This is a genomic window from Cytobacillus sp. FSL R5-0377 (genome assembly GCF_038004385.1).
Classification (GTDB): Bacteria; Bacillota; Bacilli; order Bacillales; family Cytobacillaceae; genus Cytobacillus.
Genome location: NZ_JBBORA010000001.1, coordinates 1,943,271 through 1,966,841, shown reverse-complemented (window position 1 = coordinate 1,966,841; position 23,571 = coordinate 1,943,271). Strand labels below are relative to the sequence as shown.

General features: G+C 43.4%; 28 protein-coding genes and 2 riboswitches. Of the genes, 25 read left to right on the top strand and 3 right to left on the bottom strand.

The genetic code is table 11. The features are described from left to right. Positions 1–5 precede the first annotated feature (5 nt). Positions 6–120: riboswitch (TPP riboswitch) on the top strand. 126 nt (positions 121–246) lie between these two features. The 7 genes from thiC (at position 247) to NSQ49_RS10010 (ending at position 6,616) form a co-directional block, all read left to right on the top strand. Further along, complete coding sequence (gene thiC / locus NSQ49_RS10040; RefSeq protein WP_159862412.1) at positions 247–2,031, top strand: phosphomethylpyrimidine synthase ThiC; 1,785 nt, start codon at positions 247–249, stop codon at positions 2,029–2,031. 22 nt (positions 2,032–2,053) lie between these two features. After that, positions 2,054–2,163: riboswitch (TPP riboswitch) on the top strand. Positions 2,164–2,252: 89 nt separating this feature from the next. Continuing rightward, the gene (gene tenI / locus NSQ49_RS10035; RefSeq protein ID WP_251283589.1) at positions 2,253–2,861 is read left to right on the top strand and encodes a thiazole tautomerase TenI; all 609 of its coding nucleotides are present in this window, start codon (positions 2,253–2,255) and stop codon (positions 2,859–2,861) included. Further along, complete coding sequence (gene thiO, locus NSQ49_RS10030; protein WP_159862455.1) at positions 2,861–4,000, top strand: glycine oxidase ThiO; 1,140 nt, start codon at positions 2,861–2,863, stop codon at positions 3,998–4,000. The genes tenI and thiO overlap by 1 nt, the downstream gene beginning before the upstream one ends. Further along, positions 3,997–4,200 carry a sulfur carrier protein ThiS gene (thiS, locus tag NSQ49_RS10025; protein WP_159862410.1) on the top strand — a complete coding sequence of 68 codons (204 nt, stop codon included), beginning with the start codon at positions 3,997–3,999 and terminating at the stop codon, positions 4,198–4,200. Before thiO ends, thiS begins: the two co-directional genes overlap by 4 nt. 1 nt (position 4,201) lies before the next feature. Next, complete coding sequence (locus NSQ49_RS10020; protein WP_159862409.1) at positions 4,202–4,969, top strand: thiazole synthase; 768 nt, start codon at positions 4,202–4,204, stop codon at positions 4,967–4,969. Further along, entirely contained in the window at positions 4,966–5,985 is a 1,020-nt protein-coding gene (locus NSQ49_RS10015) for a MoeB/ThiF family adenylyltransferase (protein ID WP_159862408.1), read from the top strand. The genes NSQ49_RS10020 and NSQ49_RS10015 overlap by 4 nt, the downstream gene beginning before the upstream one ends. A gap of 127 nt (positions 5,986–6,112) precedes the next feature. Then, positions 6,113–6,616: a VOC family protein gene (locus NSQ49_RS10010; RefSeq protein ID WP_159862407.1), complete on the top strand. Its 504-nt coding sequence runs from the start codon at positions 6,113–6,115 to the stop codon at positions 6,614–6,616. A gap of 48 nt (positions 6,617–6,664) precedes the next feature. On the opposite strand, the gene NSQ49_RS10005 is transcribed toward NSQ49_RS10010, so the two are convergent. Beyond that, a complete protein-coding gene (locus NSQ49_RS10005; protein ID WP_159862406.1) occupies positions 6,665–7,042 on the bottom strand; it encodes a VOC family protein in 378 nt (125 codons plus the stop codon). A gap of 126 nt (positions 7,043–7,168) precedes the next feature. Between NSQ49_RS10005 and NSQ49_RS10000 the strand changes: the two genes are divergently transcribed. Next, positions 7,169–7,528: a hypothetical protein gene (locus tag NSQ49_RS10000; protein ID WP_159862405.1), complete on the top strand. Its 360-nt coding sequence runs from the start codon at positions 7,169–7,171 to the stop codon at positions 7,526–7,528. Positions 7,529–7,552: 24 nt separating this feature from the next. Here NSQ49_RS10000 and NSQ49_RS09995 read toward each other — a convergent pair whose 3' ends face one another. Further along, complete coding sequence (locus NSQ49_RS09995; RefSeq protein WP_268891636.1) at positions 7,553–7,684, bottom strand: hypothetical protein; 132 nt, start codon at positions 7,682–7,684, stop codon at positions 7,553–7,555. Between the two features lie 347 nt (positions 7,685–8,031). Here NSQ49_RS09995 and NSQ49_RS09990 point away from each other — a divergent pair, with 347 nt between their 5' ends. The 16 genes from NSQ49_RS09990 to NSQ49_RS09915 all read left to right on the top strand — a co-directional run bounded on the left by NSQ49_RS09990 (position 8,032) and on the right by NSQ49_RS09915 (position 22,430). Further along, a complete protein-coding gene (locus NSQ49_RS09990) occupies positions 8,032–9,129 on the top strand; it encodes a serine hydrolase (RefSeq protein ID WP_236566133.1) in 1,098 nt (365 codons plus the stop codon). A gap of 156 nt (positions 9,130–9,285) precedes the next feature. Further along, positions 9,286–9,954 carry a response regulator transcription factor gene (locus NSQ49_RS09985; RefSeq protein WP_159862403.1) on the top strand — a complete coding sequence of 223 codons (669 nt, stop codon included), beginning with the start codon at positions 9,286–9,288 and terminating at the stop codon, positions 9,952–9,954. Beyond that, positions 9,951–11,312, top strand: a complete 1,362-nt coding sequence (locus tag NSQ49_RS09980) for a sensor histidine kinase (RefSeq protein WP_159862402.1) — start codon at positions 9,951–9,953, stop codon at positions 11,310–11,312. The genes NSQ49_RS09985 and NSQ49_RS09980 overlap by 4 nt, the downstream gene beginning before the upstream one ends. A 221-nt stretch (positions 11,313–11,533) precedes the next feature. After that, complete coding sequence (locus NSQ49_RS09975) at positions 11,534–12,406, top strand: DUF1259 domain-containing protein (RefSeq protein ID WP_159862454.1); 873 nt, start codon at positions 11,534–11,536, stop codon at positions 12,404–12,406. Positions 12,407–12,809: 403 nt separating this feature from the next. Beyond that, positions 12,810–13,721: an ABC transporter ATP-binding protein gene (locus tag NSQ49_RS09970; protein WP_159862401.1), complete on the top strand. Its 912-nt coding sequence runs from the start codon at positions 12,810–12,812 to the stop codon at positions 13,719–13,721. Next, entirely contained in the window at positions 13,718–14,428 is a 711-nt protein-coding gene (locus tag NSQ49_RS09965) for an ABC transporter permease (protein WP_159862400.1), read from the top strand. The genes NSQ49_RS09970 and NSQ49_RS09965 overlap by 4 nt, the downstream gene beginning before the upstream one ends. After that, positions 14,429–15,160, top strand: a complete 732-nt coding sequence (locus NSQ49_RS09960) for an ABC transporter permease (RefSeq protein WP_159862399.1) — start codon at positions 14,429–14,431, stop codon at positions 15,158–15,160. 162 nt (positions 15,161–15,322) lie between these two features. Beyond that, complete coding sequence (locus NSQ49_RS09955; RefSeq protein WP_251283588.1) at positions 15,323–16,657, top strand: polysaccharide deacetylase family protein; 1,335 nt, start codon at positions 15,323–15,325, stop codon at positions 16,655–16,657. 111 nt (positions 16,658–16,768) lie between these two features. Further along, positions 16,769–17,434, top strand: coding sequence for a Yip1 family protein (locus NSQ49_RS09950; RefSeq protein WP_251283587.1), 666 nt, complete (start codon positions 16,769–16,771; stop codon positions 17,432–17,434). Further along, on the top strand, positions 17,435–18,553 hold the full coding sequence (locus tag NSQ49_RS09945; protein WP_251283586.1) for an efflux RND transporter periplasmic adaptor subunit: 1,119 nt from the start codon (positions 17,435–17,437) through the stop codon (positions 18,551–18,553). After that, positions 18,550–19,242: an ABC transporter ATP-binding protein gene (locus NSQ49_RS09940; protein WP_159862395.1), complete on the top strand. Its 693-nt coding sequence runs from the start codon at positions 18,550–18,552 to the stop codon at positions 19,240–19,242. Before NSQ49_RS09945 ends, NSQ49_RS09940 begins: the two co-directional genes overlap by 4 nt. Then, a complete protein-coding gene (locus NSQ49_RS09935; protein ID WP_251283585.1) occupies positions 19,239–20,432 on the top strand; it encodes an ABC transporter permease in 1,194 nt (397 codons plus the stop codon). Before NSQ49_RS09940 ends, NSQ49_RS09935 begins: the two co-directional genes overlap by 4 nt. A 174-nt stretch (positions 20,433–20,606) precedes the next feature. Then, positions 20,607–21,041, top strand: coding sequence for a hypothetical protein (locus NSQ49_RS09930; RefSeq protein ID WP_341070720.1), 435 nt, complete (start codon positions 20,607–20,609; stop codon positions 21,039–21,041). Next, on the top strand, positions 20,996–21,484 hold the full coding sequence (locus NSQ49_RS09925; RefSeq protein ID WP_311315901.1) for an EAL domain-containing protein: 489 nt from the start codon (positions 20,996–20,998) through the stop codon (positions 21,482–21,484). Before NSQ49_RS09930 ends, NSQ49_RS09925 begins: the two co-directional genes overlap by 46 nt. A 213-nt stretch (positions 21,485–21,697) precedes the next feature. Next, complete coding sequence (locus NSQ49_RS09920) at positions 21,698–22,216, top strand: GNAT family N-acetyltransferase (protein WP_251283583.1); 519 nt, start codon at positions 21,698–21,700, stop codon at positions 22,214–22,216. 58 nt (positions 22,217–22,274) lie between these two features. Then, on the top strand, positions 22,275–22,430 hold the full coding sequence (locus NSQ49_RS09915) for a DUF1540 domain-containing protein (protein ID WP_159862392.1): 156 nt from the start codon (positions 22,275–22,277) through the stop codon (positions 22,428–22,430). A 73-nt stretch (positions 22,431–22,503) separates the two neighbouring features. On the opposite strand, the gene NSQ49_RS09910 is transcribed toward NSQ49_RS09915, so the two are convergent. After that, on the bottom strand, positions 22,504–22,773 hold the full coding sequence (locus NSQ49_RS09910; RefSeq protein WP_159862391.1) for a hypothetical protein: 270 nt from the start codon (positions 22,771–22,773) through the stop codon (positions 22,504–22,506). Between the two features lie 254 nt (positions 22,774–23,027). On the opposite strand from NSQ49_RS09910, the gene NSQ49_RS09905 reads away from it, so the two are divergent. Further along, complete coding sequence (locus NSQ49_RS09905; protein ID WP_159862390.1) at positions 23,028–23,480, top strand: GNAT family N-acetyltransferase; 453 nt, start codon at positions 23,028–23,030, stop codon at positions 23,478–23,480. Positions 23,481–23,571 lie beyond the last annotated feature (91 nt).

Genomic DNA, 23,571 nt, shown 5'->3' with positions numbered 1-23,571 from the left:
TAAATAGTAATAACTAGGGGTGCCCAATAGCTTGGGCTGAGAGAGAAACGCGCTAAAGTTTCTTGACTCTTTGGACCTGATCTGGATTATACCAGCGTGGGGAAGTTAGAATGTGCAAAAGTTTCTTTGTGCAAAGACATCTGCGGTTAAGCCGGTCCATCATTATGTGGACCGGCTTTTTTACATATCCGGCACTTCCCGGTTCCAGGTCTCGTCCCTATATTTTTGAATAAGGGAGAGATAACAATGACTGCAAGTTCATTAAATCATGAAAGTATTTTTATTATGTCGAGCTTTACTGGCAGCAGGAAAATCTATGTGGAAGGATCGAGACCTGACATAAAGGTTCCGATGCGTGAGATAGAATTAAGTCCCACCACCGGAAGTTTTGGTCAGCAAGTAAATGAGCCGGTTCGCGTCTATGATACGAGCGGCCCTTATACAGACCCTCAGCATACGGCAAATCTAAAAAAAGGGCTTCCTCCTATAAGAAGCCGGTGGATTCAAGAACGCGAAGATGTAGAAGAATATGATGGGCGGAAAATAAAGCCCGAGGACAACGGCTACCTTAATGAAGATGATCCGCGTGCTAATCATAAACTTTTTCCATGTCTATCCCGCAAGCCACTGAAAGCGATAAAAGGGAAAAATGTCACCCAGCTTCACTATGCAAAAAAAGGGATCATAACACCGGAGATGGAGTTTATAGCCATTCGGGAAAATATGGAACCGGAATTTGTTCGGTCCGAAGTAGCGAGAGGACGTGCCATTATTCCTTCTAATATCAATCATCCTGAGACAGAGCCAATGATAATCGGACGGAATTTCCATGTAAAGATTAATGCGAACATTGGAAACTCAGCAGTCTCATCTTCTATTGAAGAAGAGGTTGAGAAGATGACATGGGCCACACGCTGGGGAGCAGATACAATTATGGATCTATCAACTGGCAAAAATATTCACACAACACGTGAATGGATTATCAGAAATTCTGCTGTTCCTGTTGGGACGGTGCCGATATATCAAGCTTTGGAGAAGGTGAATGGAATTGCTGAGGATCTCACGTGGGAAGTGTATAGGGATACCTTAATCGAACAGGCAGAGCAGGGTGTTGATTATTTTACAATTCATGCAGGTGTCCTTTTACGTTATGTACCGCTTACGGCCAAAAGACTGACTGGAATTGTGTCCAGAGGGGGATCCATTATGGCCCAATGGTGTCTCCATCATCATAAAGAGAACTTTTTATATACACACTTTGAAGAAATCTGCGAGATCATGAAAGCTTATGATGTGGCCTTCTCCTTAGGGGATGGACTCCGGCCAGGATCGATTGCAGATGCAAATGACGAGGCACAGTTTGCGGAGCTCGAAACACTTGGTGAGCTGACGAAAATTGCCTGGAACCATGATGTACAGGTAATGGTCGAGGGGCCCGGCCATGTTCCCATGCATTTAATCAAGGAGAATATGGATAAGCAATTGGAAATCTGTCAGGAAGCACCATTTTACACGCTTGGGCCTCTTACGACAGATATAGCTCCTGGCTATGACCATATTACCTCTGCCATCGGGGCTGCCATGATAGGCTGGTACGGAACGGCGATGCTTTGCTATGTCACCCCTAAAGAGCATTTGGGTTTGCCAAATAGAGACGATGTGCGTGAAGGCGTCATTACGTATAAAATTGCCGCTCATGCAGCAGATTTGGCAAAGGGGCATCCTGGTGCGCAAAAAAGGGACGATGCCCTGTCAAAAGCCCGTTTTGAATTCCGCTGGAGAGATCAATTCAACCTCTCATTGGATCCTGAGCGGGCATTGGAATTCCATGATGAAACCCTTCCGGCTGAAGGGGCAAAAACCGCTCATTTCTGCTCCATGTGCGGGCCAAAATTTTGCAGCATGAGAATTTCGCAGGATATCCGGAATTATGCAAAAGAGCATCAGCTTGAAACCAGCGAAGCGATACAGAAGGGACTGGAAGAAAAAGCTGAGGAATTTAATAAGGCTGGGGGAAACATTTATCAGTAGTCTTTTTATAGTTTAATAGAATGATATCCGCTGGGGGTGCCTGATTGAAGGCTGAGATTAAAGCAAAGGCTTTAAGACCCTTGGAACCTGATCTGGCTGAATGCCAGCGTAGGGAAGTGGAGGTTCGGGCCTGAATTCTATGGCCTCATAGCCCCGCTTTCTACATAGAAGGTGGTTTTTTTATTGCAAAAAAATCTAAAAAAGCAAAGGGGCGGACTGCTATGAAGAAACAGCTGCATGTTATATCAGACGGAAAGCTTTCTCCAGAGGACTTCTCTGAAATAGCTGTTGAACTGGAACCCTTTACTGATAAATTCCACTTACGGGAAAAACACTGGACCTCAAGGGAGTTATTTGCCGGAGTAAAGCATCTTCTTAAAAAAGGAATTCCTATTCGTAAAATCATTATAAATGATCGCGCGGATGTTGCCTGGGCGTTTAGAGCGGGTGTGCATCTTGCTTACCACAGTCTGCCGGCTGATATTGTAAAAAGGCGTTTTCCGCATTTACCTGTCGGCTGTTCTGTACATTCACTTGAGGAAGCTGAAGAGGCTGCCAAACAGGGGGCTGATTATCTCCTGTATGGGCATATATTCGAAACAGACTCCAAGAAGGGAATCCCGCCAAGGGGCACGGGGTCTTTGGAGGCTCTAAAAAAGGCAGTAGACATTCCGGTATTGGCAATTGGAGGCATTAAACCAGAGAACGTACTTGAAGTCCTGGAGGCAGGGGCAGATGGCATTGCTGTCATGTCAGGGATATTGCAGGCAAAGGAGCCTGCGGAGGCAGCAAAGCTCTTTTCAAAAATGTTAAATGAGGAGGGGATATGATGAGGAAAAGGTTTGACGCCGTTATAATCGGCGGAGGCATTAATGGCAGCTCCATTGCTTTTCAACTGGCAAAAAGAGGGTATAAAGTGGCTGTTTTGGATAAGGGAAAAATAGCTGGTAAGGCTTCCGGGGCGGCTGCTGGAATTTTAGGAGCACAAACGGAACTGACCGAAGACGGCCCGCTGTTCCAGCTCGCATGCAAAAGCCGCTCCATGTACCGGACCCTGATTCCTGAACTGGAAGAGTTATCACAAGTGCATATCGGCTATCAAAATAAGGGTGTATATAGAGTGGCAGATAATATTGCAGAGGAGATGAGTTTAAAAAGATTAATAGAAAATCAGCAAAAAGCGGGCGAGGATGCCGAATGGTTTTCCATTGATGACCTGATTAAACGTGAACCATTCGTATCAGCCAAATTAAGGGGGGCGATGTATATACCGAATGATGGACAGGTACAGGCATATGAATTATCCCTTGCCTTTGCAAAAGCTTCAATGACCCTCGGCGCAGAAATTTTTGAGTATACACAGGTAACAGATTTTATTTTAAAAGGTGAAAGGGTGTATGGGGTTAGAACCAGCCAGGGAGAATTTCTGGCTGATTCCGTTATCGTTGCTTCCGGTGCCTGGAGCAGGGAGATTCTTGAAAGAACGGGCCTTGTGCTGCCCATTATTCCGGTTAAAGGCGAGTGCTTCTCGGTCAAGGCTGATAAAACGCTTGTACAAGGGACGATCTTTTCACACGGATGTTATATCGTTCCCAAGCAATCCGGAAGGCTGGTAGTTGGGGCAACGGTTAAAGCAAACTCATTTGATGAAAAGGTGACCGTTGAGGGGATTTCCCAGCTGATGGAAAAGGCTCAAAACCTGGTGCCGGATATCGCGAATGCAGAATGGGAACGAGCCTGGACAGGAATTCGCCCGCAATCGGCTGATGGGCAGCCTTTTTTGGGACAACATCCAGTCATTGATGGGTTATATATTGCAGCGGGGCATTTCCGCAATGGGATCCTCCTCGCTCCGGCAACAGGAGAGCTGATGGCAGACATCCTCGAAGGCAGGACGGAGAAGCCTAACCCGTTTGAGCTGTCCCGCCTTGAATATTTAGACCAATCGTCAAAAGGGGTGGTTATATGAATATTGTCATTAATGGTGATGCTGTGCTGCTGCCGAAGTCAGTTCAATCAGTTTCACTTTTGCTCGAGCACTTTCATTTGGAAAAAAAGGTAGTCATTGTCGAGTTAAACCAGCATATTTTGGACAAATCTGCGTATGCTGAAACGGTTTTATCAGATGGGGATCGAATCGAAATTGTACACTTTGTAGGAGGCGGATGATATGTTGAAAATTGGACCGTATGAATTTAGCTCCAGGCTGCTGCTTGGGACAGGAAAATATCCAAACTTTGATGTGCAAAAGGAAGCTGTGGAAGCTTCAGAAACAGAGGTGCTTACGTTTGCCGTACGCCGTATGAACATTTTCGAAGCAAACCAGCCCAACTTTTTAGAAAAGCTGGATTTAAAAAAATATAAATTACTCCCTAATACGGCAGGAGCGAGTACAGCTGAGGAGGCTGTCCGAATAGCAAGGCTATCCAAAGCTTCCGGGCTCTGTGACATGATTAAGGTTGAGGTAATTGGATGCAGCAAAACGCTTCTTCCAGATCCAATTGAAACAATAAGAGCAGCGGAGATTCTATTGGACGAGGGATTTATTGTCCTTCCTTATACTTCTGATGATGTCGTCCTTGCGCGAAAGCTTGAAGAACTAGGCTGCCATGCAGTCATGCCATGTGCTTCGCCAATTGGGTCAGGGCAGGGAATCATTAATCCTATTAATCTTCAATTTATTACAGAGCAGGCTGCTGTGCCGATTATTGTGGATGCCGGAATTGGGAGCCCGGCAGATGCAGCATTGGCAATGGAGCTGGGTGCAGATGGAGTGTTATTAAATACGGCTGTTTCCTCTGCCGATGATCCTGTAAAAATGGCAAAAGCTATGAAACTCGCTATCGAAGCAGGAAGACTGGGGTATGAAGCAGGACGGATGCCTAAAAAACGTTATGCAGCAGCAAGCAGTCCGGTGGAAGGAACGGTCTTTAGTTGAAGGAGCGATACTCCCGCCAAATGTTATTTTCTCCGATTGGTAAAGAAGGACAGCTAAAGCTGATGGAAAAACACGCCCTGATTATAGGAGCTGGTGCATTAGGTGCTGCAAATGCAGAAACGCTCACACGGGCAGGCATCGGCCAATTAACCATTGCAGATCGGGATTATGTGGAATGGAGTAACCTGCAGCGCCAGCAGCTTTATTGTGAAGAAGATGCAATCCGAAAAGTGCCAAAAGCGATCGCAGCAGCTAAACGCCTGAAAGCCATTAATTCTGAGGTCAAAATTATCCCTCGTATTATGGATGTAGGTGTACAGGAAATGGAAGAGCTGATTGAGGGTGTTGATGTAATTGTTGATTCAACTGATAATTTTGATATTCGCTTCCTGATCAATGATATTTCTCAAAAGTACCGGATTCCCTGGATATATGGAGGCTGTGTGGGGAGCTATGGTTTAAGCTATACCATTCTGCCTGGGGAATCACCCTGCCTGCATTGCCTTATGGATAAATTGCCATTAGGAGGAGCCACTTGCGATACCGCTGGTGTGATTCAGCCGGCTATTCAAATGGTTGCGGCACAACAGTCTGCTGAAGCATTAAAGATATTGGCAGAAGACTTTGATTCCGTGCGCGGGACACTTGTTTCTTTTGATATATGGAAAAATCAATTTCGTTATGTTAATGTTTCCTCCTTAAAAAATCCGCAGTGTGAATCATGCGGAGCTAAGCCAGTTTATCCATTCCTGGACTATAGAAACCAGACTAAAACAGCTCTGCTTTGCGGACGGGATACCGTTCAGATCCGGCCTTCAGCTCTGCAGGCTGTAGATGTTGCGTATCTGGGGAAATCGCTGGCAGCTCAAGGGATCAGTGTAGAGAGCAATCCCTATTTACTCTCATTTTCGGTCGATGAAGCCAGAGTGGTTGTATTTAAGGATGGAAGAGTGCTGGTGCATGGGGTAAAAGACATTCTCCAGGCAAAGAACCTGTATCATCGTTTTCTGGGATAAAGGATTTGTGCCTGTCGCTAGAGCGGCAGGCTTTATTGATTATTAGGCAAATAATAATCCCTTTAAATATTAAACTGAAAAATAGGCTAAAATGGGAAAGAAGAAGATTATATCAGGAGTTGATAGCATGAAACATAAAATCCAAAAAATCATGCCAAATTTATGGTTCAACACAGAAGCTGAAGAGGCAGCAAGCTTTTATACTTCAATTTTTAAGAACTCAGCTATCATCCAGATTACCCGCTATGGAAATGAAAGGAACGAACATAGCGGCGCGCCAGAGGGAAAGGTTATGACTGTGAAATTTCAGCTGGAGGGACAGGAGTTTACGGCACTGAATGGCGGGCCGAAGTTTAAGTTTAATGAGGCTATATCTTTAATTGTCAATTGTGAGAGTCAAGAAGAAATAGACTACTATTGGGAAAAGCTCGGCGAAGGCGGGGACATGAAGGCACAGGCATGCGGCTGGCTTAAGGATCAATTTGGGGTATCATGGCAAATCGTACCTGCAGAGTTAGGCGAAATGATCAGCAGCCATGATTCTGAAAAAAGCGAGCGAGTAATGAAGGCATTGCTTCAAATGGAGAAAAAGATTGATTTGAATACTTTGAAGAAAGCATTTGAAGGATAAAAAAAGGCCTGTCCACTTAACATTTTTAAGGACAGGTCTTCTTTAGTATTACTTATCCTCTCTCAATAAGTAGCTGTTTCCATCCTGGTCTTTAAATGTAAACATCGTTCCAAAAGGCATCTTTAGCATATCTTCAACTTCCACGCCATTCTGTTTCATTTGTTCATAGGCAGATTCAATATCATTTGTGCTGAATAGGATGGATGGGTGGGCAACTGCAGACGGATTTTGCTGTTCCATGGCTGCCTTTGAATAAAGTACCAGAGTTGTAAATTCATCATCGCTTGGTCCCACTTCAATCCAGGATGCATTTGGGCCCATAGGCTGCTCGAGCTTGAGCACAAACCCCATTTTATTCAGCCAAAAGTCTTTTGCCTGCTCCTGGTCCTCAACGTATACTGTGACTTTGCCAATTTTATTAATCATAATAAATAACTCCTTTTTTCAACTTTTATCATAAGGATTTTATCAGCCCATACCGGAAAATACAATTCCGCGTTAATCCGCTTCTAATTGGGGATAATTACTGTAAACATTGAGAGGAGAGGGGTTATGTACATAGATTCCATACGGTTTACCGATCCTCCTGTTCATCATCGATTTCCGCCTTTATACGAGAACTTGGGGCTTCCGGAGGTCTCCTCCTATATTGAGCAAAAATATGAATTTGATTTTACCATTGGAAAAACGAAAAGAACCGGTCAAGGAGGCATTCGAATGTATATGCAATATGAAGATTTTAAGGTGATAATAGCTGGAAAATTAACAGGATTCGGACCCAAAAGGCTTATAGAGCTGGAGAGTCTGCTTATGGATAAGGTTAAGAAGCCATTCCTAGACAATATAGAAGCGGATACTAAGTCTCAAACAGTATTCCACACGCATTTTGGCCGGAAGGATAGAAGGAAATAGGGACAGTTTAACTGTCCCATATGTTTACTTGGTATTGTCTCTTTGGGCTTTTAAAGCGATTCTTTCGAGACCATTCTCTCTGTCATCCATAAATTCCGGATCCTTTGGAAGTGCATTGTTTTTATGTTCGGATCGGCTTTTCCTATTCTTTGCCATGATATTTCACCTCCTTAATAACCATGATTTTATCTGCGTTTTTAGTTTGCATTCTTTTTAAGTGGCTATGCCCTGTGATTATGTTTTTAGCAGTTTTGATGTGGAAATAAAATAAACTTTTTTGTTCAATCAAACGTTTGATTGAATTTGCTATAAACGAAAAAGGATCCCAATCTTAGCTGTTTTTTTCGGGGAACAGCATAAGCCAAATCGGTTCCGCTTGTTATCTCTGGTTTAAGAAGCGGAATAAAAAAATAAATAGTTTTTTCCATAGAAATGAAACTTCCATGATTACCTATCGTATTTAACAGTACAGCGTAATCAGGGAGGTTTTCTTTTTATTGAAGATGTTTAGGATAATCATTGTGATCGTTGTTATTCTGGGGGCAGCTTTTGCTATTTTTATGTATCTAAAGGGGAAAAGCAGCGGTGATCCTGAGTCAGTTATCGGGTATGTTCAGGAACACAAGAACACAGAGAATATGGCTTTGGTTATTCGGCACAATGATGAAGGCTGGGTCAAAATCAATGAGGATCTGCCGCTTCCTTTAGCCAGCACAGTTAAAATTATCGTAGCCATTGAATATGCACGACAGGCAGCGGCAGAAGAAATAGACCCTGAAGAAAAAGTCGATTTAAAGACCTTGGAAACGTATTATGTTCCTAAAACAGATGGCGGAGCCCACCAGGCTTGGATTGACAGTCTTTCAGAAGAGGGTGAGAGTGTTCCTCTCAGCGAAGTGGCAAATGGAATGATTGCATACAGTTCGAATGCAAATACCGATTTCCTGCTGAATGTCCTGGGAATTGAAAATGTAAATAGACTTGCAAACGAACTGAAGCTTGCCAGTCATGAAAAGATGTATCCGATTGTCAGTGCCCTTTTTATCCCAATGGAGCTGATGGAGGAAAAGAGATTAACAAAAGACGAGGCGCTTAATGAATTGAAGGGCATGACCCTGGAAGAGTTTCGAACTAGAGCTATAGAGATCCATCAAAAATGGGAAAGCCGGCCTCCTAATGAGAGGGAGAAGGAGAAAGTAGTAAAGGATCTTGATATGGAGTTTCAAAGAATCTGGTCCGATAGGCTTCCGCGGGCTTCTGCTGGCGATTATGCAGATCTTATGAAACGATTGAATGGTAAGAACTATTTTTCAAAAGAAGTCCATTCTTATTTGGACCCAGTTTTGGAGCAGCTGATGAAAAATCCCAGCAACCGGGAGTGGCTTCGGCATGCAGGGCAAAAGGGCGGTTCAACAGCCTTTGTTTTCACTATCAGCATGTATGCAACGGATAAAGAAGGCAATCGCACCGAGATGGCATTCTTTGCAAATGATCTGAGTAATGCTGAATTTAAAGAGCTTTCAAGGAATATGAACAGTTTTCAGCTGGAACTTCTGACAAATAGCCAATTCCGGAGCTCTGTAAGGGAGAAGCTGAATTAGGAACTTATAAAAAGCATTCGTTGTTAATAGCGGATGTTTTTTTACATAGGAAGTATGAAAAGTGAATCCGTTCAATAGCAAGTATCAAAGAAGGAAATATTTGTTGGATCGGGAACTTATATGATGATGTTCAAGATGATTGAAAGGGTGGGGAGTATGGCTCGAATTTTATACATAGAAGATGAAAACGATATTGGCAGCTGGCTGAAAAAAGATTTAGGAGAAAGAGGCCATGAGGTAACCTGGCTGCAGTCGGGGGAAGGCATGGAAAATTATCTTTCTGAAGCGGATATTGCGATTTTGGATGTGATGCTTCCGGGGCTTGACGGCTTTTCGCTTGGGAAGCGGATTAAGAAGGTAAAGAATGACATGCCGGTGCTTATGCTTTCAGCACGGACGGCAGTGGAGGATAAGCTGGAGGGCCTGAGTTTTGCTGATGATTATCTGACAAAGCCTTTCCAGCCGGATGAACTGGCTGCAAGGATTGAAGTATTGTTAAGGCGCTTTCAGAAAAATGATCAGGTGCTGGAGCTTCACCACCTGCAGGTGCATACCAAAGATATGCGGATTATCGACCGGGAGGCAGACGAGGAAATTCAATTGACAGGCAAGCAATATCAGCTCTTTCAGTTCTTCATTCGCCATCTGAATCAGATTCTGACAAAAGAGCAGCTCTATGAAGGCGTTTGGGGAGAGCAATACATGGAGGGCGACAAAACTCTGATGGTGCATATCCGCTATCTTCGTGAAAAGCTCGAGAAGAATCCTTCTCGTCCAGAAATCATTGAGACCATTCGCGGAATCGGCTACAGGGTGAAGATATGAAAAGATTTTTTCAATCACTGCAGGCGAAGTATATGGCGATAATTCTGGTTGCCTTGTTTCTTTTTCAGGCAGCTTATTTACTTGTGGCTGTGTTGGCTATGGGCCTTGAGGAAAAAATTTTAGGAGATCAGAACAAGAATGAACCAGACCCCACTCAAATTGAAGAAAAATGGCATGCGGATGTAAAAGAACTGGAGGGGGCTTCAAAGGAAACCGTTCTTAATCATTTTTCTAGGTGGAAAAAGAAATATCCTGATGCCTCGATGTTTTGGGTTGATGAAAAGGGTAGCTTAATGGAGCAGCTGGATGTGAAGGGGGATCTGCCTGCTAATTGGACACCTGCCTTTACAGCCAAGTTTATTAAGGAACGGTATGGCGGGAATCCATTTACGGTAATAAGCTTTATTGGCGGCGATGAAAGGAACGGTTTTATCGTTCTGGAAATACCGAGGAATCTATTTCTACCTCCGGCCGTGCTTTTAACAGAGAAATACGGACTCCTCTTAGGGGCCGGTCTGCTTTTGATCATTTCCTTGTTTATCATCGTTTCCTTCCTATTCTTTCGGGGGATCCGTAAAAGGCTCCTTTATCTCCAGGAGGCGATGGAGAGACGTGATAAGGATCATCTGCCGATCAGTATCGATGTGCACAAGAATGATGAAATCGGCCAGCTGGAACAGACGTTTAATGAAATGGTCTTAGAGCTCAAGAATAGCAAGCTGCGTGAGCAGGAGGAAGAACAGTTGCGGAGGGAGCTAATCGCTAATCTTTCCCATGACCTGAGGACGCCTTTAACAAAAATCAATGCGCAAACATACTCGATTGCAAAGGAAAATCTATCGCCGGAAGGAAAACAGGCTGTTAAAGCGCTGGAAACTTCAATAGTCAATATTGATAGACTGATTGAAAATTTAATGAGCTATACGCTATTAATGGCGAGCAAGCATAAGCTGGAGCTGATCGAGCTGGATGCTGTCCGGTTTGTTCGTGAAAGTATGGCATCATGGTATCCGGTTTTTGAAAAGGAACATTTTGAAATGGTCATTGAATTAGAACCGTTTGAAAAGAAATGGCTGGCAGACCCGATATGGCTTAGCCGTATTTTTGATAACATCCTGCAAAATGTGCTTCGGCATGCGAAGGAGGGGCTTTACCTTGAAGTGGCGACTAACTCTGCAGATGAGTATGATGAAATTATTTTTATCGACCATGGGAAGGGTATGAAAAACAGTTCCGGTGAAAAGGGAGCCGGAATTGGCTTATCTATTATCGATTTAATGGTAAAGGGCATGAAGCTGGATTGGGAGATGGAATCCGGTGATGAAGGTACAGCGATTAGAATCAAGAGATTTAAGTAAATATAATTTGTTGAAGTCATTTAGTCTTAAAAATATATTAAAAATGTATTTATTTGTAAAAGTCTAAGGGGTTATTACCTATAATAAAGTTGGTTAACCAAGGGAAATAGTAGAAAAATCCTGTTCATGTGTTTCCAAATAATAGTCAGGCTCCCGATTTACGCTCCAGAATACGATATCTAGAAATATTATTCTCAGGAGATGATTTGAAATTGGATAACATGAACAACATACAGCCAGACGAACTTTGTCAGGAATTTGCCCAAATACTGGGGTCGGTTCCTTCTGTAGTAAATGGAGTTTGTACTGCGACTAATTCCCGTACAAATATCCACCCGGTTGTATTAGGCCGGAGAGCTGAATCCTTTATGTTTGTTCCACAGGCCTATTCATTTGAAAATTTTGATCGGGACGGCAGGGCATTATGTCTTGGTGAAACAGTCCTTCTGCAGGAGGAAGTTAACCCATTTATGACCAGCTTGCGTGAAGATGGAATCATAGTCACTGCCCTTCATAATCACTGGCTTTTTGAAAATCCAAGGTTAATGTATATGCATTTTGAATCGATTGACGAACCATTAAATTTTGCCAGAAAAGTAAGGAATGCGCTGGATTTATTAACTACCCGCAATATTGGAAGGTCAGGGAGGGGACAAAGGTCATCAAACAGACGGGGAGAAGAACTTTGTGAAGAGTTCAACGAAATTTTGGAAGGCAGCATGAATACATTTGAAAACGGGGTTTGCATTGTTATGAAATCCCGTACAAATATTAGGCCGCGTGTTCTTGGGAGGAGGGGGAATTCCTTTTTATTGATTCCTCAAATGTTTGCATTTGAATCACTGACAGCAGATGGCCGGGCACTTTGCAGTGGAGAAACAGTCATCCTGCAGGAAGAGATAAACCCATTCATCAGTGAGCTTCGTAAGCATGATATTATTGTGACTGCTTTTCATAATCATTGGCTCTTTGATGACCCAAGGCTGATGTATATCCATTTTGAAAAAGTAGAAAGACCTATTCGCTTTGCCAATGATGTAAGGGATGCATTGGAGGTTCTGACCGAAAAAACGATATCATCAAAAAGTAAATAAAGGAGTCATTTTTTCTTATACCTAAAAGGATCTTCCAGTTGAAGATCCTTTTTTAAATATATTAAAAGCTCTTGTCTTTAATAAGGTAATTCATAGGTTCAAGGCTTAAACTCTAATGCAGAGCAGGCACCAGCCTCCCGGACAAGGGAAACCAATCTGGAACAAGCATTTTTTGAAATGGCTGTTTTCGTAAAGTTTGTTGCTTTTTCATAACCTAGTTTAATATGCTGAGTTGATTGGAGCGGAAATCAGCGGGTAGATTTCATAATCAAAAAACAACAATGTTTTGGAAAAGATTCTTTGAAATACATAAGTAAGCGGTTAGAAATTTAAACCAATTTTAAACTTTCCTCTACCTTTGTTTTAACCTTCATCCCCTAAGATGGAAAGTGAGGTGAGAGGATTGGAGTATATCGTAAGAACAGAAAGTTTATCAAAGCATTTTGGACAGGAGAAAGCTGTAACGGATCTGGAAATGAAAATACCCAAAGGAGAAATCTATGGATTTCTGGGCCCCAATGGTGCCGGGAAGACGACAACGATCCGGATGCTTTTGGGGCTGATGAAGCCCACTTCAGGCAGAATAGAGATTTTTCAAAGAGATTTAAAGAAAGAAAGACTAAATATATTAGGACGGGTAGGGTCCCTTGTTGAATCACCATCCTATTACCCGCATTTAACGGCAAAAGAAAATCTGGAAGCAATGAGAAAAATATTGGGTGTGCCGAAAAAGAGAATCGATGAGGTATTGGAGATTGTCAGGCTGACAGATGCTAGTAATAAAAAAGTAAAGGGTTTCTCACTGGGGATGAAGCAGAGACTCGGAATTGCTGCTTCGCTGCTGAATAACCCGGAACTGCTGATTCTGGATGAGCCGACTAACGGTTTGGATCCTTCAGGGATTATTGAAATCCGCAATCTCATAAAAACCCTGCCATCCGAATATGGCATGACCGTGTTAATCTCCAGTCATTTACTTTCAGAGATTGATCAGATGGCGACAACAGTTGGGATTGTCACGAAAGGAAGAATGATATTTCAAGATTCAATCGAAGCGATGCGCATGTTTTCACAGCAATCCGTTTTATTAAAGGTCAGTGAAAGCGACAAAGCCTGGCGCTCCCTTCTGGGAAAAGGATTGAAGGCTGGTTTGGATAGCGGCATCATTTCGCTGCCGCAGCAATCGGATGAGCAAGTGGCTGAGGCTGTGCGCGGACTTGTAGCAGATGGATTCTCCGTTTACCGGGTGGAAGAAGAGAAGCGGTCATTGGAGGACATTTTCCTTCAGATGACAAGGGAGGAGCAGGCCGGATGATGGGAAAACTGCTGGCAGCTGAATTTATGAAGATTAAGAGGAAGGGAATCTGGATCCTGACTGTACTGGGCCCAATTGGGGTAGTCGCCATGCAGATGGTCAATTACGGAGTGCGCAAGGATTATTTGTTCAGCCAGAATGATGACCGATGGGGGTATTATTTGGACAATATCCATTCCTTTACACCGCTTGCGATTGTGCTGGGCATCGTCATCCTGACGTCTTTTATGTCGAGCATTGAAAATGAAACGAGTGCCTGGAAACAGCTGATAGCACTGCCGGTTTCGAAAATGAGCGTATATTTATCGAAGTTCATGGTGCTGTCGATTCTTCTTCTGACTTCTTCTGTGCTTTTGATGCTGTTCGCACTTACTTTTGGATTGTCTCTGGATTTGGGCGGGGAGATTCCATATACGGGACTGCTAAAATATAGCTTTTATCCTTTTTTTGCGGCTTTGCCAGTTTTGGCGCTGCAGCTTTGGATAGCCACTGTAAGTGTAAACCAGGGTGTACCAATCACTCTGGGAATTCTGGGTGTGATTCTGACATATGCCGGTTATACTTTGCCGGATTGGCTGATTTGGAAATGGCCGATGCTGCTGAATGAGTGGAATGAACCGCTCATCAACGTCTTGCTTGGCATTGGAGCCGGGGTTTTATTATATACAGCCGGCATGATTGATTTTGCGAGAAGGGATGTGAAATAGATGCTGTCTATTTTGAAGTCGGAGTGGTTTAAACTGCGTAAATCAAGCATTATTGGCATCCTTTTAGCAGGACCGCTGATTGGGCTGGGGGCAGGGATAGGGGCAGATACATCTTCAGCGGCGGGAGTCATGAATGAATGGTATATGCTTTTAATTTATATGAATCTGCCATATGGTGTTCTCTTTTTGCCGTTAATGACTGGGGTCCTGGCAAGCCTTGTCTGCCGTTATGAGCATCAGGCCGGGGGCTGGAAGCAGCTTTTGGCGCTGCCAGTCACAAGGGGAAAAGTGTTTGCAGCAAAATATGTTCTGATAATCCTGCTGGTTTTATTTATCCAGTTATGTTATTTGGCTGCGATTGCCGGAGCAGGATTTTATAAAGGCGTGGCAGATCCGTTCCCGGCGGCAATTGTCTGGAAGAGCATACTGGGAGGCTGGGTCGCAGCGTTCCCATTAGTTGCGCTGCAGCTGTGGATGTCTGTCTGGTTCAAAAGCTTTGCGGCACCATTTGCTGTCAATGTCATTTTTACGCTGCCATCAATTCTGGCGATGAACTCTGAAAAAGTCGGCCCTTATTATCCATGGGCACAGCCGTTTGCCATGATGTACCCAGCATCAGACAGCAATGATATTTTCTTTATTCCATGGGAACAGCTTATGACTGTAATCGGCGGATTCTTTTTATTGTTTTATCTGGGCGGCTATTTTTATTTTCAGCGGAAGGCTGTTTAGGAATGATATCAGGGGAGAAATCTCCTGATTTTATAAATGCAGAAACAAAAAAAGAAGGTCTCTCGTCTATTAAATGAGAGGGTTCTTTATAACTCCACAATCTTAGCGGCACCCTCTGATATGAAGAAAATTCACTCATCATTCACAAAGGAGTGCCTTAAAATGAGAAAGTATTTTGCTTTGATAGGGGCTATGCTCAGTCTCTTTATTATGGCAGGCTGTCAGGGTTTAAAATTATCAGCAGACACAGCGGCGGTGGTAAACTATCACTCCAGTCATGAATCCGTCCTTGAAAAAAGGGCCATCCCCAGCAAGACCAGGGAAGAGAAAGAAAAGCTGTTAGCCGAGGCTAAGGTTTCATCCCAACAATACGATTACGAAAAAGCTATTACACTATTAAAGCAAGCAGGTATTTCTGGTGATGAAGACATACAGAGGGCTTTAGATGCTTACGAAAAACAAAGGAATCATCTCGTCAAGTGGCAAGATAACAGCAAGATTCCTCATTTGTTTTTCCACTCATTGATTGCAGATGCTTCTAAGGCATTTGATGGTGACAGTATGACTCAAGGCTATCTGGATTACATGGTAACCATTGATGAATGTAAAAAAATCTTAAACGAATTATATAAAAGAGGATACATCCTTGTAAATCTTGATGATATTGCAAAACCCAATTCAGAGGGGGAAATGGTTTATCAGGATATTTTATTGCCTCCTGATAAAAAGCCATTGGTGCTGTCCCAGGATGATGTCAGTTATTATGAGTACATGATGGGAGACGGATTCCCCAAAAATTTAACGATTGATGCTAATGGAAATATCACAAATACTTATCTAAATGACAAAGGAGAAGCCATTCATGGAGCGTATGACCTGGTTCCCATCGTGGATGACTTTGTTGAACAGCACCCGGATTTCTCCTATAAGGGATCAAAAGGAATTATTGCATTAACCGGATATAACGGAGTATTGGGATATCGAACTTCGGAGAGCGCCTATGGCCCGAATAGTGAAAAACCTAATCCAAACATTAAAAAGGATCAGCAGCAGGCGAAAAAAGTAGCAAATGTAATGAAGCAGAAGGGGTGGACGTTTGCCTCACATACGTGGGGACACCTCGATGCAGGGAAAGTATCTATAGAACATTTAGAAAGAGATCTGCTTAAATGGAAACGAGAGGTTGAACCGATTACAGGACCTGTAAACACCATTATTTTCGCGTTTGGCAGTGATATTGGAGACTGGCACCGGTATTCAGGTGAAAAATATGATTTATTGAAAAGCATGGGTTTTGCTTATTATGCCAATGTTGATGCATCAAGCACTTCCTGGTCTCAAATAGGACCGGATTACTTCCGGCAAGCACGCATAAATTTAGACGGAATCCGTATGCGTGCAGCGTTGACTGGACAAAGTGATGTATTAAAAGGTTTTTTTGATGTTGAACGAGTTTTTGATCCTTCCCGGCCAGGTGCGAATAAGCTTTTACAATGAAGAACATGAGAACCATATTTTTAGGATAAAAATGTAATCTTTTGAAACCTTTTCTATATAATTCCGTAATGCATAGTGGAATTATTTTTAACTAGAATAGGAGTGTTCAATATGGAACAGGAAGTCAAAACGAGCAGTGCAAAACCGAGTTTGCTTGGGATGATTTGGAGTCCGGGGGAGCAGTTTGACCGAATCAGACAGAATCCGAGAGTTTGGGTGCCGCTCATATTGGTGAGTATTATTTATTCAATCGGCATGTTTTTGATGGCTATGTCGATGGATGCTTCTTATTTGGGGCTTGATGGGATTAGTGACGCGGAAGCGGAAATGGTGATGATGTTTGCCAGGGGCGGGGTAGCCATTACAGGCATTTTTACTCCGGTATTTGTGGCGCTGGTTTCAAGTGCTATTTATATGATCTTCACGAAGATAGCAGGATCGGATGCGACATTTAAGCAGCTATTCTCTATGAATGTCTATATTATAGTGATTGGCGGATTTGGTATTATCCTGAACATGGCCTTGAGAGCGGCCATCGGCGGAAATCCAGAAATTTATATTACTAGTTTAGCAGGGCTGATGAATAGTGATAAGCCGGGAGTCTTAGGATCTATTGAGCTATTCAGTATTTGGCAGTCCGTTATCACGGCGCTGGGGCTGCAGAGGGTGGCAGGATTATCAAAAGGCTGGGCTTGGGGCATTGCGATTGCGTTCTTCATTATTGGCATTCTGTTTGCTTTACTTGGCAATACCCTCTCAGGAATGACTGGTGTGTAAATGAAAAAGAAAGTTTGGATCGCCATCGGAGTGACGGCAGTGGTACTGCTAATGGCTGGCGTAAGCATCTATAGACAGGCGTTCGCGAAAGGGCCAGAAGTAAAAACTGCCCATCCGGTGCAGGAGGAAATAACAGAACAGATCATGATTCCTGGAACAGTGAAGCTGATGAATGAACAGAAGATATATGCTTCACCTGAAAAAGGAGAAATAAAGGAGTTCCTGGTGGAAGAAGGGGATTCAGTCAAAAAAGGAGAGGTTTTAGCCAGGTTTGATGAACAGGCTCTAACCCTGGAACTGGAAAAGGTTAAACTCCAGGCTGAGTCTGGTTATCTAAAGATCAATCAGCTGGAAAAGCAGGAAGATGAGCTGGGTGATAAGGAAAAAGAGCTGCGCAAACAGGCTGGGAAAAAAGAAGCTGAGAAACAGATACAGCCTGAAAGGGATCAGCTAAAGCTGGAAAAGCGATTGGCGAATCTGGAATTAAGCCAGGTGCTTCTGCAGAAGAAGGATATTGAAAAGCGGCTGGAAGATTTAGAGATTAAGAGCACAATGGATGGAGTGGTGTTCCAGGTGAACAAAGAACCTTCTTCAGATCCATCTTCGGCAGGAAAGCCGGTCATTTATAACGGGGATCTGAAAACAATCGGAGCATCGGGACTGCTTTCAGAATTCGATTCATTGAAGGTCAAAGAGGGGCAGAAAGTGACCCTCCGTTCCGCTGCGATTCCTGATAAGGAATGGAAAGGTGTAGTCACCGAAGTAGCTGATATGCCTGAAGAGAACCAGGGAATTAACCCTGCTGAAAGTAGTGCACCGCAGTACCGGGTAGCGGTTACGGTGAAGGAAATGTCACTGAAACCGGGTTTTCAGCTCATTATGGAAATCGAAACGGATAAAAAGAAGGCGCTCACTGTTCCGGCAAATGCAGTGGCAACGGGAGACAGCAGTGTATATGTATTCGTGGTCAGAGATCAGAAAAGTTATAAACTGGAAGTGGAGACAGGTGTCACTTCGGGGAATAAAATCGAGATAACGGACGGACTTAAAGAGAAGGATTTGATCATTACGAATCCATCAGATCAGCTGAAAGACGGCATGGAAGTGGATACGGAATGATCAACCTCAGAGGCATAACCAAGGCCTATCAGGCTGGAAAAGAAAATATTGAAGTGTTAAAAGGAATTAACCTAAGCATTGAGCAAGGTGAATCTGTAGCTATTATGGGACCCTCCGGATCGGGCAAGTCCACCCTTATGAACATTATTGGGTGCCTTGATCTGCCGACAGAAGGAATATATGAACTGGATGGAGAGAATATATCCGATTATTCGGAAGCAGAGCTGGCCAATGTCAGAAATCAGTCGATTGGGTTTGTTTTTCAGCAGTTTCATCTGCTTCCGAGGCTGACGGCTATTCAAAATGTGGAGCTGCCGATGATTTACAGCGGCATTGCCAAAAAGGAACGAGTGGAAAGGGCAGAAGCTGCGCTGGTTAAAGTGGGCCTGGCCGATCGGATAGATCATCTGCCCAATGCCTTATCAGGAGGGCAGAAGCAGCGGGTTGCCATCGCCCGGGCGATTGTGAACGAGCCGAAAATTATCTTAGCGGATGAACCGACAGGTGCACTTGATACGAAAACAAGCGCCTCCATTATGGAGCTGTTCAGTGAGCTTAACCATGAAGGGGCAACGATTGTAATGGTAACACATGAACCTGAAATAGCAGAATATGCTCATCACACGATTATGGTGAGGGACGGTCTGATTGTGAACGCTGAACCTTTCAGGAGGGGGGCGCCTACATGAGCTTTTTAGAGAACGTCAAAATGGCGCTTAGCTCATTGAAGGCGCATAAGATGAGATCTATTTTAACCATAATCGGGATCATTATTGGTGTGGGGGCAGTTATCATTGTGGTCGCAATTGGCCAGGGCGGAGAAGCGATGCTAAAAACGCAGCTGACAGGCCCGGGCAATACAGTGGAATTATTTTACCAGCCTTCTGACGAGGAGATTCAGGCCAACCCAAACATATTTAATGAAGCTCCTTTTGAAGGGGAAGATATCAAAGCACTGGAGCAGATTCCCGAGATAAAACGGGTAGTTGCTTCAAGCTCGCAGTTTTCACAGGCTGCGTATGGAGAACAGACTGCAGAGACTTCAACAACAGGGGTAGGTCCTGCCTATTTTGAGCTGAATAATGTGGATCTGGAAAAAGGTCGGTCCTTCACCGCTGCAGATTTCCTTGGCGGACGAAGGGTGGGGCTTGTCAGCTTTTCTTTGCAGGAGGAACTCTTTGACGGCAAGTCGCCGGTTGGTGAAGTAATCCGGATTGGGAACCAGCCGATTGAGATTATTGGCGTTATGAAAAAACCGACAGGTCTCTTTTCATTCGGTGCTCTGGAGATCTATGTGCCTACTAAAACATGGCAGACTATATATGGGAAGAGTGACTTTACCCAGGTGACGCTTCAGGCAGAATCCGCTGATCAGCTTCAAACTGCGGGAAAGAAGGCTGCCAGCTTACTTAATAAAATGCATAATACAGAAGAATCTTATATGGTCATCAATATGGAAGAAATGGCAGAAGGAATCGGCCAGATTACAAAGGTGATGACATTAATCATCGGCAGTATTGCCGGCATCTCGCTGTTTGTAGGCGGAATTGGCGTCATGAATATCATGCTCGTTTCTGTAACGGAAAGAACGAGGGAAATCGGTATCCGCAAAGCACTCGGAGCGACCAGGGGACAAATTATGGGACAGTTTTTAATCGAATCTGTCACCTTGACCTTGATCGGCGGATTGCTGGGCATTCTGCTGGGCTGGGGCTCGGCATCTCTCATTTCGTTCTTTGCCGGATGGCCATCTCTCATTTCCTGGCAGGTGGTCGCCGGAGCCCTGTTCTTTTCAATGATGATCGGGATCATCTTCGGACTGCTTCCAGCCAATAAAGCTTCAAGGCTGAGTCCGATTGAATCCTTGCGGTATGAATGATTTCTAAAAAGGCTATCTTCGGCTGAGGCCGTGGGTGGTCTTTTTTGCTTTTATAGTACGTGATCTATCGTTAATCTAGTAATGCAGTAAAAAAGAACTATCATGTGATGGGATGTGCTTAAATGAGCTGTAATGCTTGTGTGGTGCAGGAATTGCAATTTGAGGTAAGAACAGATGGAGAACAAAACTCCCGAATGTTTTCAAATGTGGTTGAGCATTTGGAGCGAAAAAGGCGTTTTGGTGGAAGCTGAATCTGTCAGCTTCAGGTCATTCGATGAGGCTTGGCGCCCCATTGAGGAGGTTGCAGAGATTCTGGATAGCTTGTGGATTGATGAATTGATTGCCAATGGGCTGGTTACCTGTCATGCACAGCCGATTCTCAATGGAGATGAAGAAGTGATCGCCTATGAGATGCTGGCGAGGTTTTACCGGGAGGACGGGTCGGTCATTTTTCCGGGAGAAATATTTAGTGCAGCCAGAAAGCGCAGCAGACTTTATGCGCTCGATCGCCTGTGCAGGATGACGGCGGTCAGGTTTGCTTCGTTTATTGATAAAAAGCATTCATCAATTTTATACCTACAAGCATTTACTCACCTGAGTTCTGCCTGAAATCAACGGTACAGCTTGCGAACCGCTTAGGTGTAGATCCAAATCGACTCGTATTTGAGGTAGTGGAAACAGATAAAGTGGACGACACTGAACATTTGAAAACGATCCTCGCTTTTTATAGGGAAAAAGGATTCCGCTATGCACTTGATGATGTGGGCGCCGGGTTCAACACGGCCGAGTTATTTAGCGAGCTGCAGCCGCATTATATGAAGCTGGATATGAAATATGTACAGGGTGTATCAAAAGATAATGGGAAACAGAAGATCGCAGAAGCTTTCCTGCAGCAGGCATTTCGGCTGAAGTCGGTTCCGCTTGCAGAAGGGATTGAAACCCGGGAAGACTTTGAGTGGCTTAGGGACAGAGGATACCAGCTTTTTCAGGGATATCTGTTTGGAAAACCCGCTCCAATTGAAGAACAGGACAGAAAGTACTGTCCGGAATGATGAATATTGCGGTTTTTTCAGATTAAAGGGGGTGCCTGGTTAATTTGTGTGCGGATAGCCGAGAAATATGTGCGCATAAGATTTTTTCTGTGCGGATAGCCGTGTTTTCTGTGCGAATAAAAAAATTTCTGTGCGCTCAGCTTTTTTAAAGGAAATCCGGCTGAAATCAACGAATTACATAGGATCAAAACACAGCTGAATAGAGGTTTAGAAATGGAGCTTAAAACAGAGAGGCTAACGATCCGAAATTTTACAACAGAGGATTGGCAGGCCGTTTATGAGTACACATCAAATCCAGAAGTAATGAGATACATTCCAGAAGGTGTTTTTACAAAAGAAGCTGCTAAAGAGTTTATCCGCGAGAATGTCGAAAATGCAAAGCATTTTCCTGTCTTCCTTAAAAATGAAGAAGTACTGATTGGACATATTGGATTTCATCAATATTTTGGCAATCACACCTTTGAAATCGGCTGGGTGTTTAATCCGAAGTTCTATAATAAGGGCTACGCGTCAGAAGCCGCTTATGCGGTATTGAAATATGGCTTTGAAGAGCTTGGCCTGCACCGGATTATCGCAACCTGCCAGCCTGAGAACCCGCCATCTTACCGCGTGATGGAGAAAATCGGCATGAGGCGGGAAGGCTTTTTCAAAAAGTGCATTCCACATGGAGATGAGTGGTGGGATGAGTATTATTACGCGATTCTGAAAGAAGAATGGAATTCAGTTAAATAGATGGCCATGTATATCACCGTCCTGATTTGAAGAAAATAATGGCCAGGAGGTGATATAAATGGCTAAAGATGTACTTTGTGAAGTAAATAACTGCACTTATTGGGAAAAAGGAAATAAGTGCTCCGCAGATGCTATTTACGTTGTGAGCCACACAGGCAAGCAGGCTTCCAACAGCAAAGAGACAGATTGTAAAACCTTTGAACCTGGAATGTAAACCAAGGGGTAACCGATTTGGTTACCTTCTTTATCTATTATTGATAATAATTATCAGTTTCATTCAAAAAATTTTATCTTGCCGATTCTTTTGTTTTTCGAAGAGGTGTCAGCTTTTTCATGTTTTTAAATATTTTATAATGGGCAGTGCCGATTTTTTCTTCTACATAATCCAATGAATATTCACCCGATGGATCAGAAAGTTCCCCAATCGCACGTGATAGGTCATCAATCACTGTTCTGTATGATTCATTCTTCTTATGGTCTTCCTTTGTATTCATTTCTACCATAATGTCGTGAGCAAGGCTTTGAATTCTTCGTAAACGAATTTGTTTCGCTGGCATATTATCGCATCCTCCCCTTTTTTGCTGAATCAATATATTATATATGGCCTTTTCATAGAAAAAATAACTGAAATCAGATGTGCGTAATTACTGGAATATTATAGTATAATGAGTAAGTCTTGTGATTTCTGATAATTTAGTAAAAGGAGGCGTTCATTATGCTAAATAAAACTTTAGTGATTAAGGAACAAATTAAGGGGAGAACGCCTAATTAAAATCAGCGTTTCCCCAAAATATGTAAAGGGGAAATTTATATGAATACCGGCAAAATAACAATTAAAGAAGTAACAGCAGACAATTGGTATGATTGCTGCTTATTAAAGCTTTCAGAGGAACAAAAATCTTATATGGAGCCAAATGCTGTTTCCATTGCGCAATCTAAGTTTGAAACAGGGCTGAAACCATATGCGATTTACTTGGATGATAAAGCGGTCGGCTTCTTAATGTTTAATACATGTATAGAAGAGCTGGATGCATACTGGATTTACCGGATCATGGTGGATAAGACTTACCAGGGCAAGGGAATAGGCAAAAAAGCGACAGAGCTGATGATTGCAGAGATGGAGAAACTGCCGAATGCGAAAAAGCTTGCGGTAGGCTACCATCCCGAGAATCTTGGGGCACACAACCTTTATGCAAGTTTAGGGTTTGCTGACCACGGCAACCGCTTCGGAAAGGAAATGGCGGTTTTGAAAGATTTAGGCTGAGGAACAGGCGAGGGAAAATAGAAAAAGCCCTGTTAATTTTAAGGGGCCAATTTCTTTTGTCCTGCATCCTTCTGTCTGTGCTATGTTGAAA

Excerpts from the sequence above, each read along its gene's own strand:
- thiC (WP_159862412.1), top strand. The coding sequence starts at position 247 with ATGACTGCAAGTTCATTAAATCATGAAAGTATTTTTATTATGTCGAGC.
- tenI (WP_251283589.1), top strand. The coding sequence starts at position 2,253 with ATGAAGAAACAGCTGCATGTTATATCAGACGGAAAGCTTTCTCCAGAG.
- thiO (WP_159862455.1), top strand. The coding sequence starts at position 2,861 with ATGAGGAAAAGGTTTGACGCCGTTATAATCGGCGGAGGCATTAATGGC.
- thiS (WP_159862410.1), top strand. The coding sequence starts at position 3,997 with ATGAATATTGTCATTAATGGTGATGCTGTGCTGCTGCCGAAGTCAGTT.
- NSQ49_RS10020 (WP_159862409.1), top strand. The coding sequence starts at position 4,202 with ATGTTGAAAATTGGACCGTATGAATTTAGCTCCAGGCTGCTGCTTGGG.
- NSQ49_RS10010 (WP_159862407.1), top strand. The coding sequence starts at position 6,113 with ATGAAACATAAAATCCAAAAAATCATGCCAAATTTATGGTTCAACACA.
- NSQ49_RS10005 (WP_159862406.1), bottom strand. The coding sequence starts at position 7,042 with ATGATTAATAAAATTGGCAAAGTCACAGTATACGTTGAGGACCAGGAG.
- NSQ49_RS10000 (WP_159862405.1), top strand. The coding sequence starts at position 7,169 with ATGTACATAGATTCCATACGGTTTACCGATCCTCCTGTTCATCATCGA.
- NSQ49_RS09995 (WP_268891636.1), bottom strand. The coding sequence starts at position 7,684 with ATGGCAAAGAATAGGAAAAGCCGATCCGAACATAAAAACAATGCACTT.
- NSQ49_RS09990 (WP_236566133.1), top strand. The coding sequence starts at position 8,032 with ATGTTTAGGATAATCATTGTGATCGTTGTTATTCTGGGGGCAGCTTTT.
- NSQ49_RS09985 (WP_159862403.1), top strand. The coding sequence starts at position 9,286 with ATGGCTCGAATTTTATACATAGAAGATGAAAACGATATTGGCAGCTGG.
- NSQ49_RS09980 (WP_159862402.1), top strand. The coding sequence starts at position 9,951 with ATGAAAAGATTTTTTCAATCACTGCAGGCGAAGTATATGGCGATAATT.
- NSQ49_RS09975 (WP_159862454.1), top strand. The coding sequence starts at position 11,534 with ATGAACAACATACAGCCAGACGAACTTTGTCAGGAATTTGCCCAAATA.
- NSQ49_RS09965 (WP_159862400.1), top strand. The coding sequence starts at position 13,718 with ATGATGGGAAAACTGCTGGCAGCTGAATTTATGAAGATTAAGAGGAAG.
- NSQ49_RS09960 (WP_159862399.1), top strand. The coding sequence starts at position 14,429 with ATGCTGTCTATTTTGAAGTCGGAGTGGTTTAAACTGCGTAAATCAAGC.
- NSQ49_RS09955 (WP_251283588.1), top strand. The coding sequence starts at position 15,323 with ATGAGAAAGTATTTTGCTTTGATAGGGGCTATGCTCAGTCTCTTTATT.
- NSQ49_RS09950 (WP_251283587.1), top strand. The coding sequence starts at position 16,769 with ATGGAACAGGAAGTCAAAACGAGCAGTGCAAAACCGAGTTTGCTTGGG.
- NSQ49_RS09945 (WP_251283586.1), top strand. The coding sequence starts at position 17,435 with ATGAAAAAGAAAGTTTGGATCGCCATCGGAGTGACGGCAGTGGTACTG.
- NSQ49_RS09940 (WP_159862395.1), top strand. The coding sequence starts at position 18,550 with ATGATCAACCTCAGAGGCATAACCAAGGCCTATCAGGCTGGAAAAGAA.
- NSQ49_RS09935 (WP_251283585.1), top strand. The coding sequence starts at position 19,239 with ATGAGCTTTTTAGAGAACGTCAAAATGGCGCTTAGCTCATTGAAGGCG.
- NSQ49_RS09930 (WP_341070720.1), top strand. The coding sequence starts at position 20,607 with ATGGAGAACAAAACTCCCGAATGTTTTCAAATGTGGTTGAGCATTTGG.
- NSQ49_RS09920 (WP_251283583.1), top strand. The coding sequence starts at position 21,698 with ATGGAGCTTAAAACAGAGAGGCTAACGATCCGAAATTTTACAACAGAG.
- NSQ49_RS09915 (WP_159862392.1), top strand. The coding sequence starts at position 22,275 with ATGGCTAAAGATGTACTTTGTGAAGTAAATAACTGCACTTATTGGGAA.
- NSQ49_RS09910 (WP_159862391.1), bottom strand. The coding sequence starts at position 22,773 with ATGCCAGCGAAACAAATTCGTTTACGAAGAATTCAAAGCCTTGCTCAC.
- NSQ49_RS09905 (WP_159862390.1), top strand. The coding sequence starts at position 23,028 with ATGAATACCGGCAAAATAACAATTAAAGAAGTAACAGCAGACAATTGG.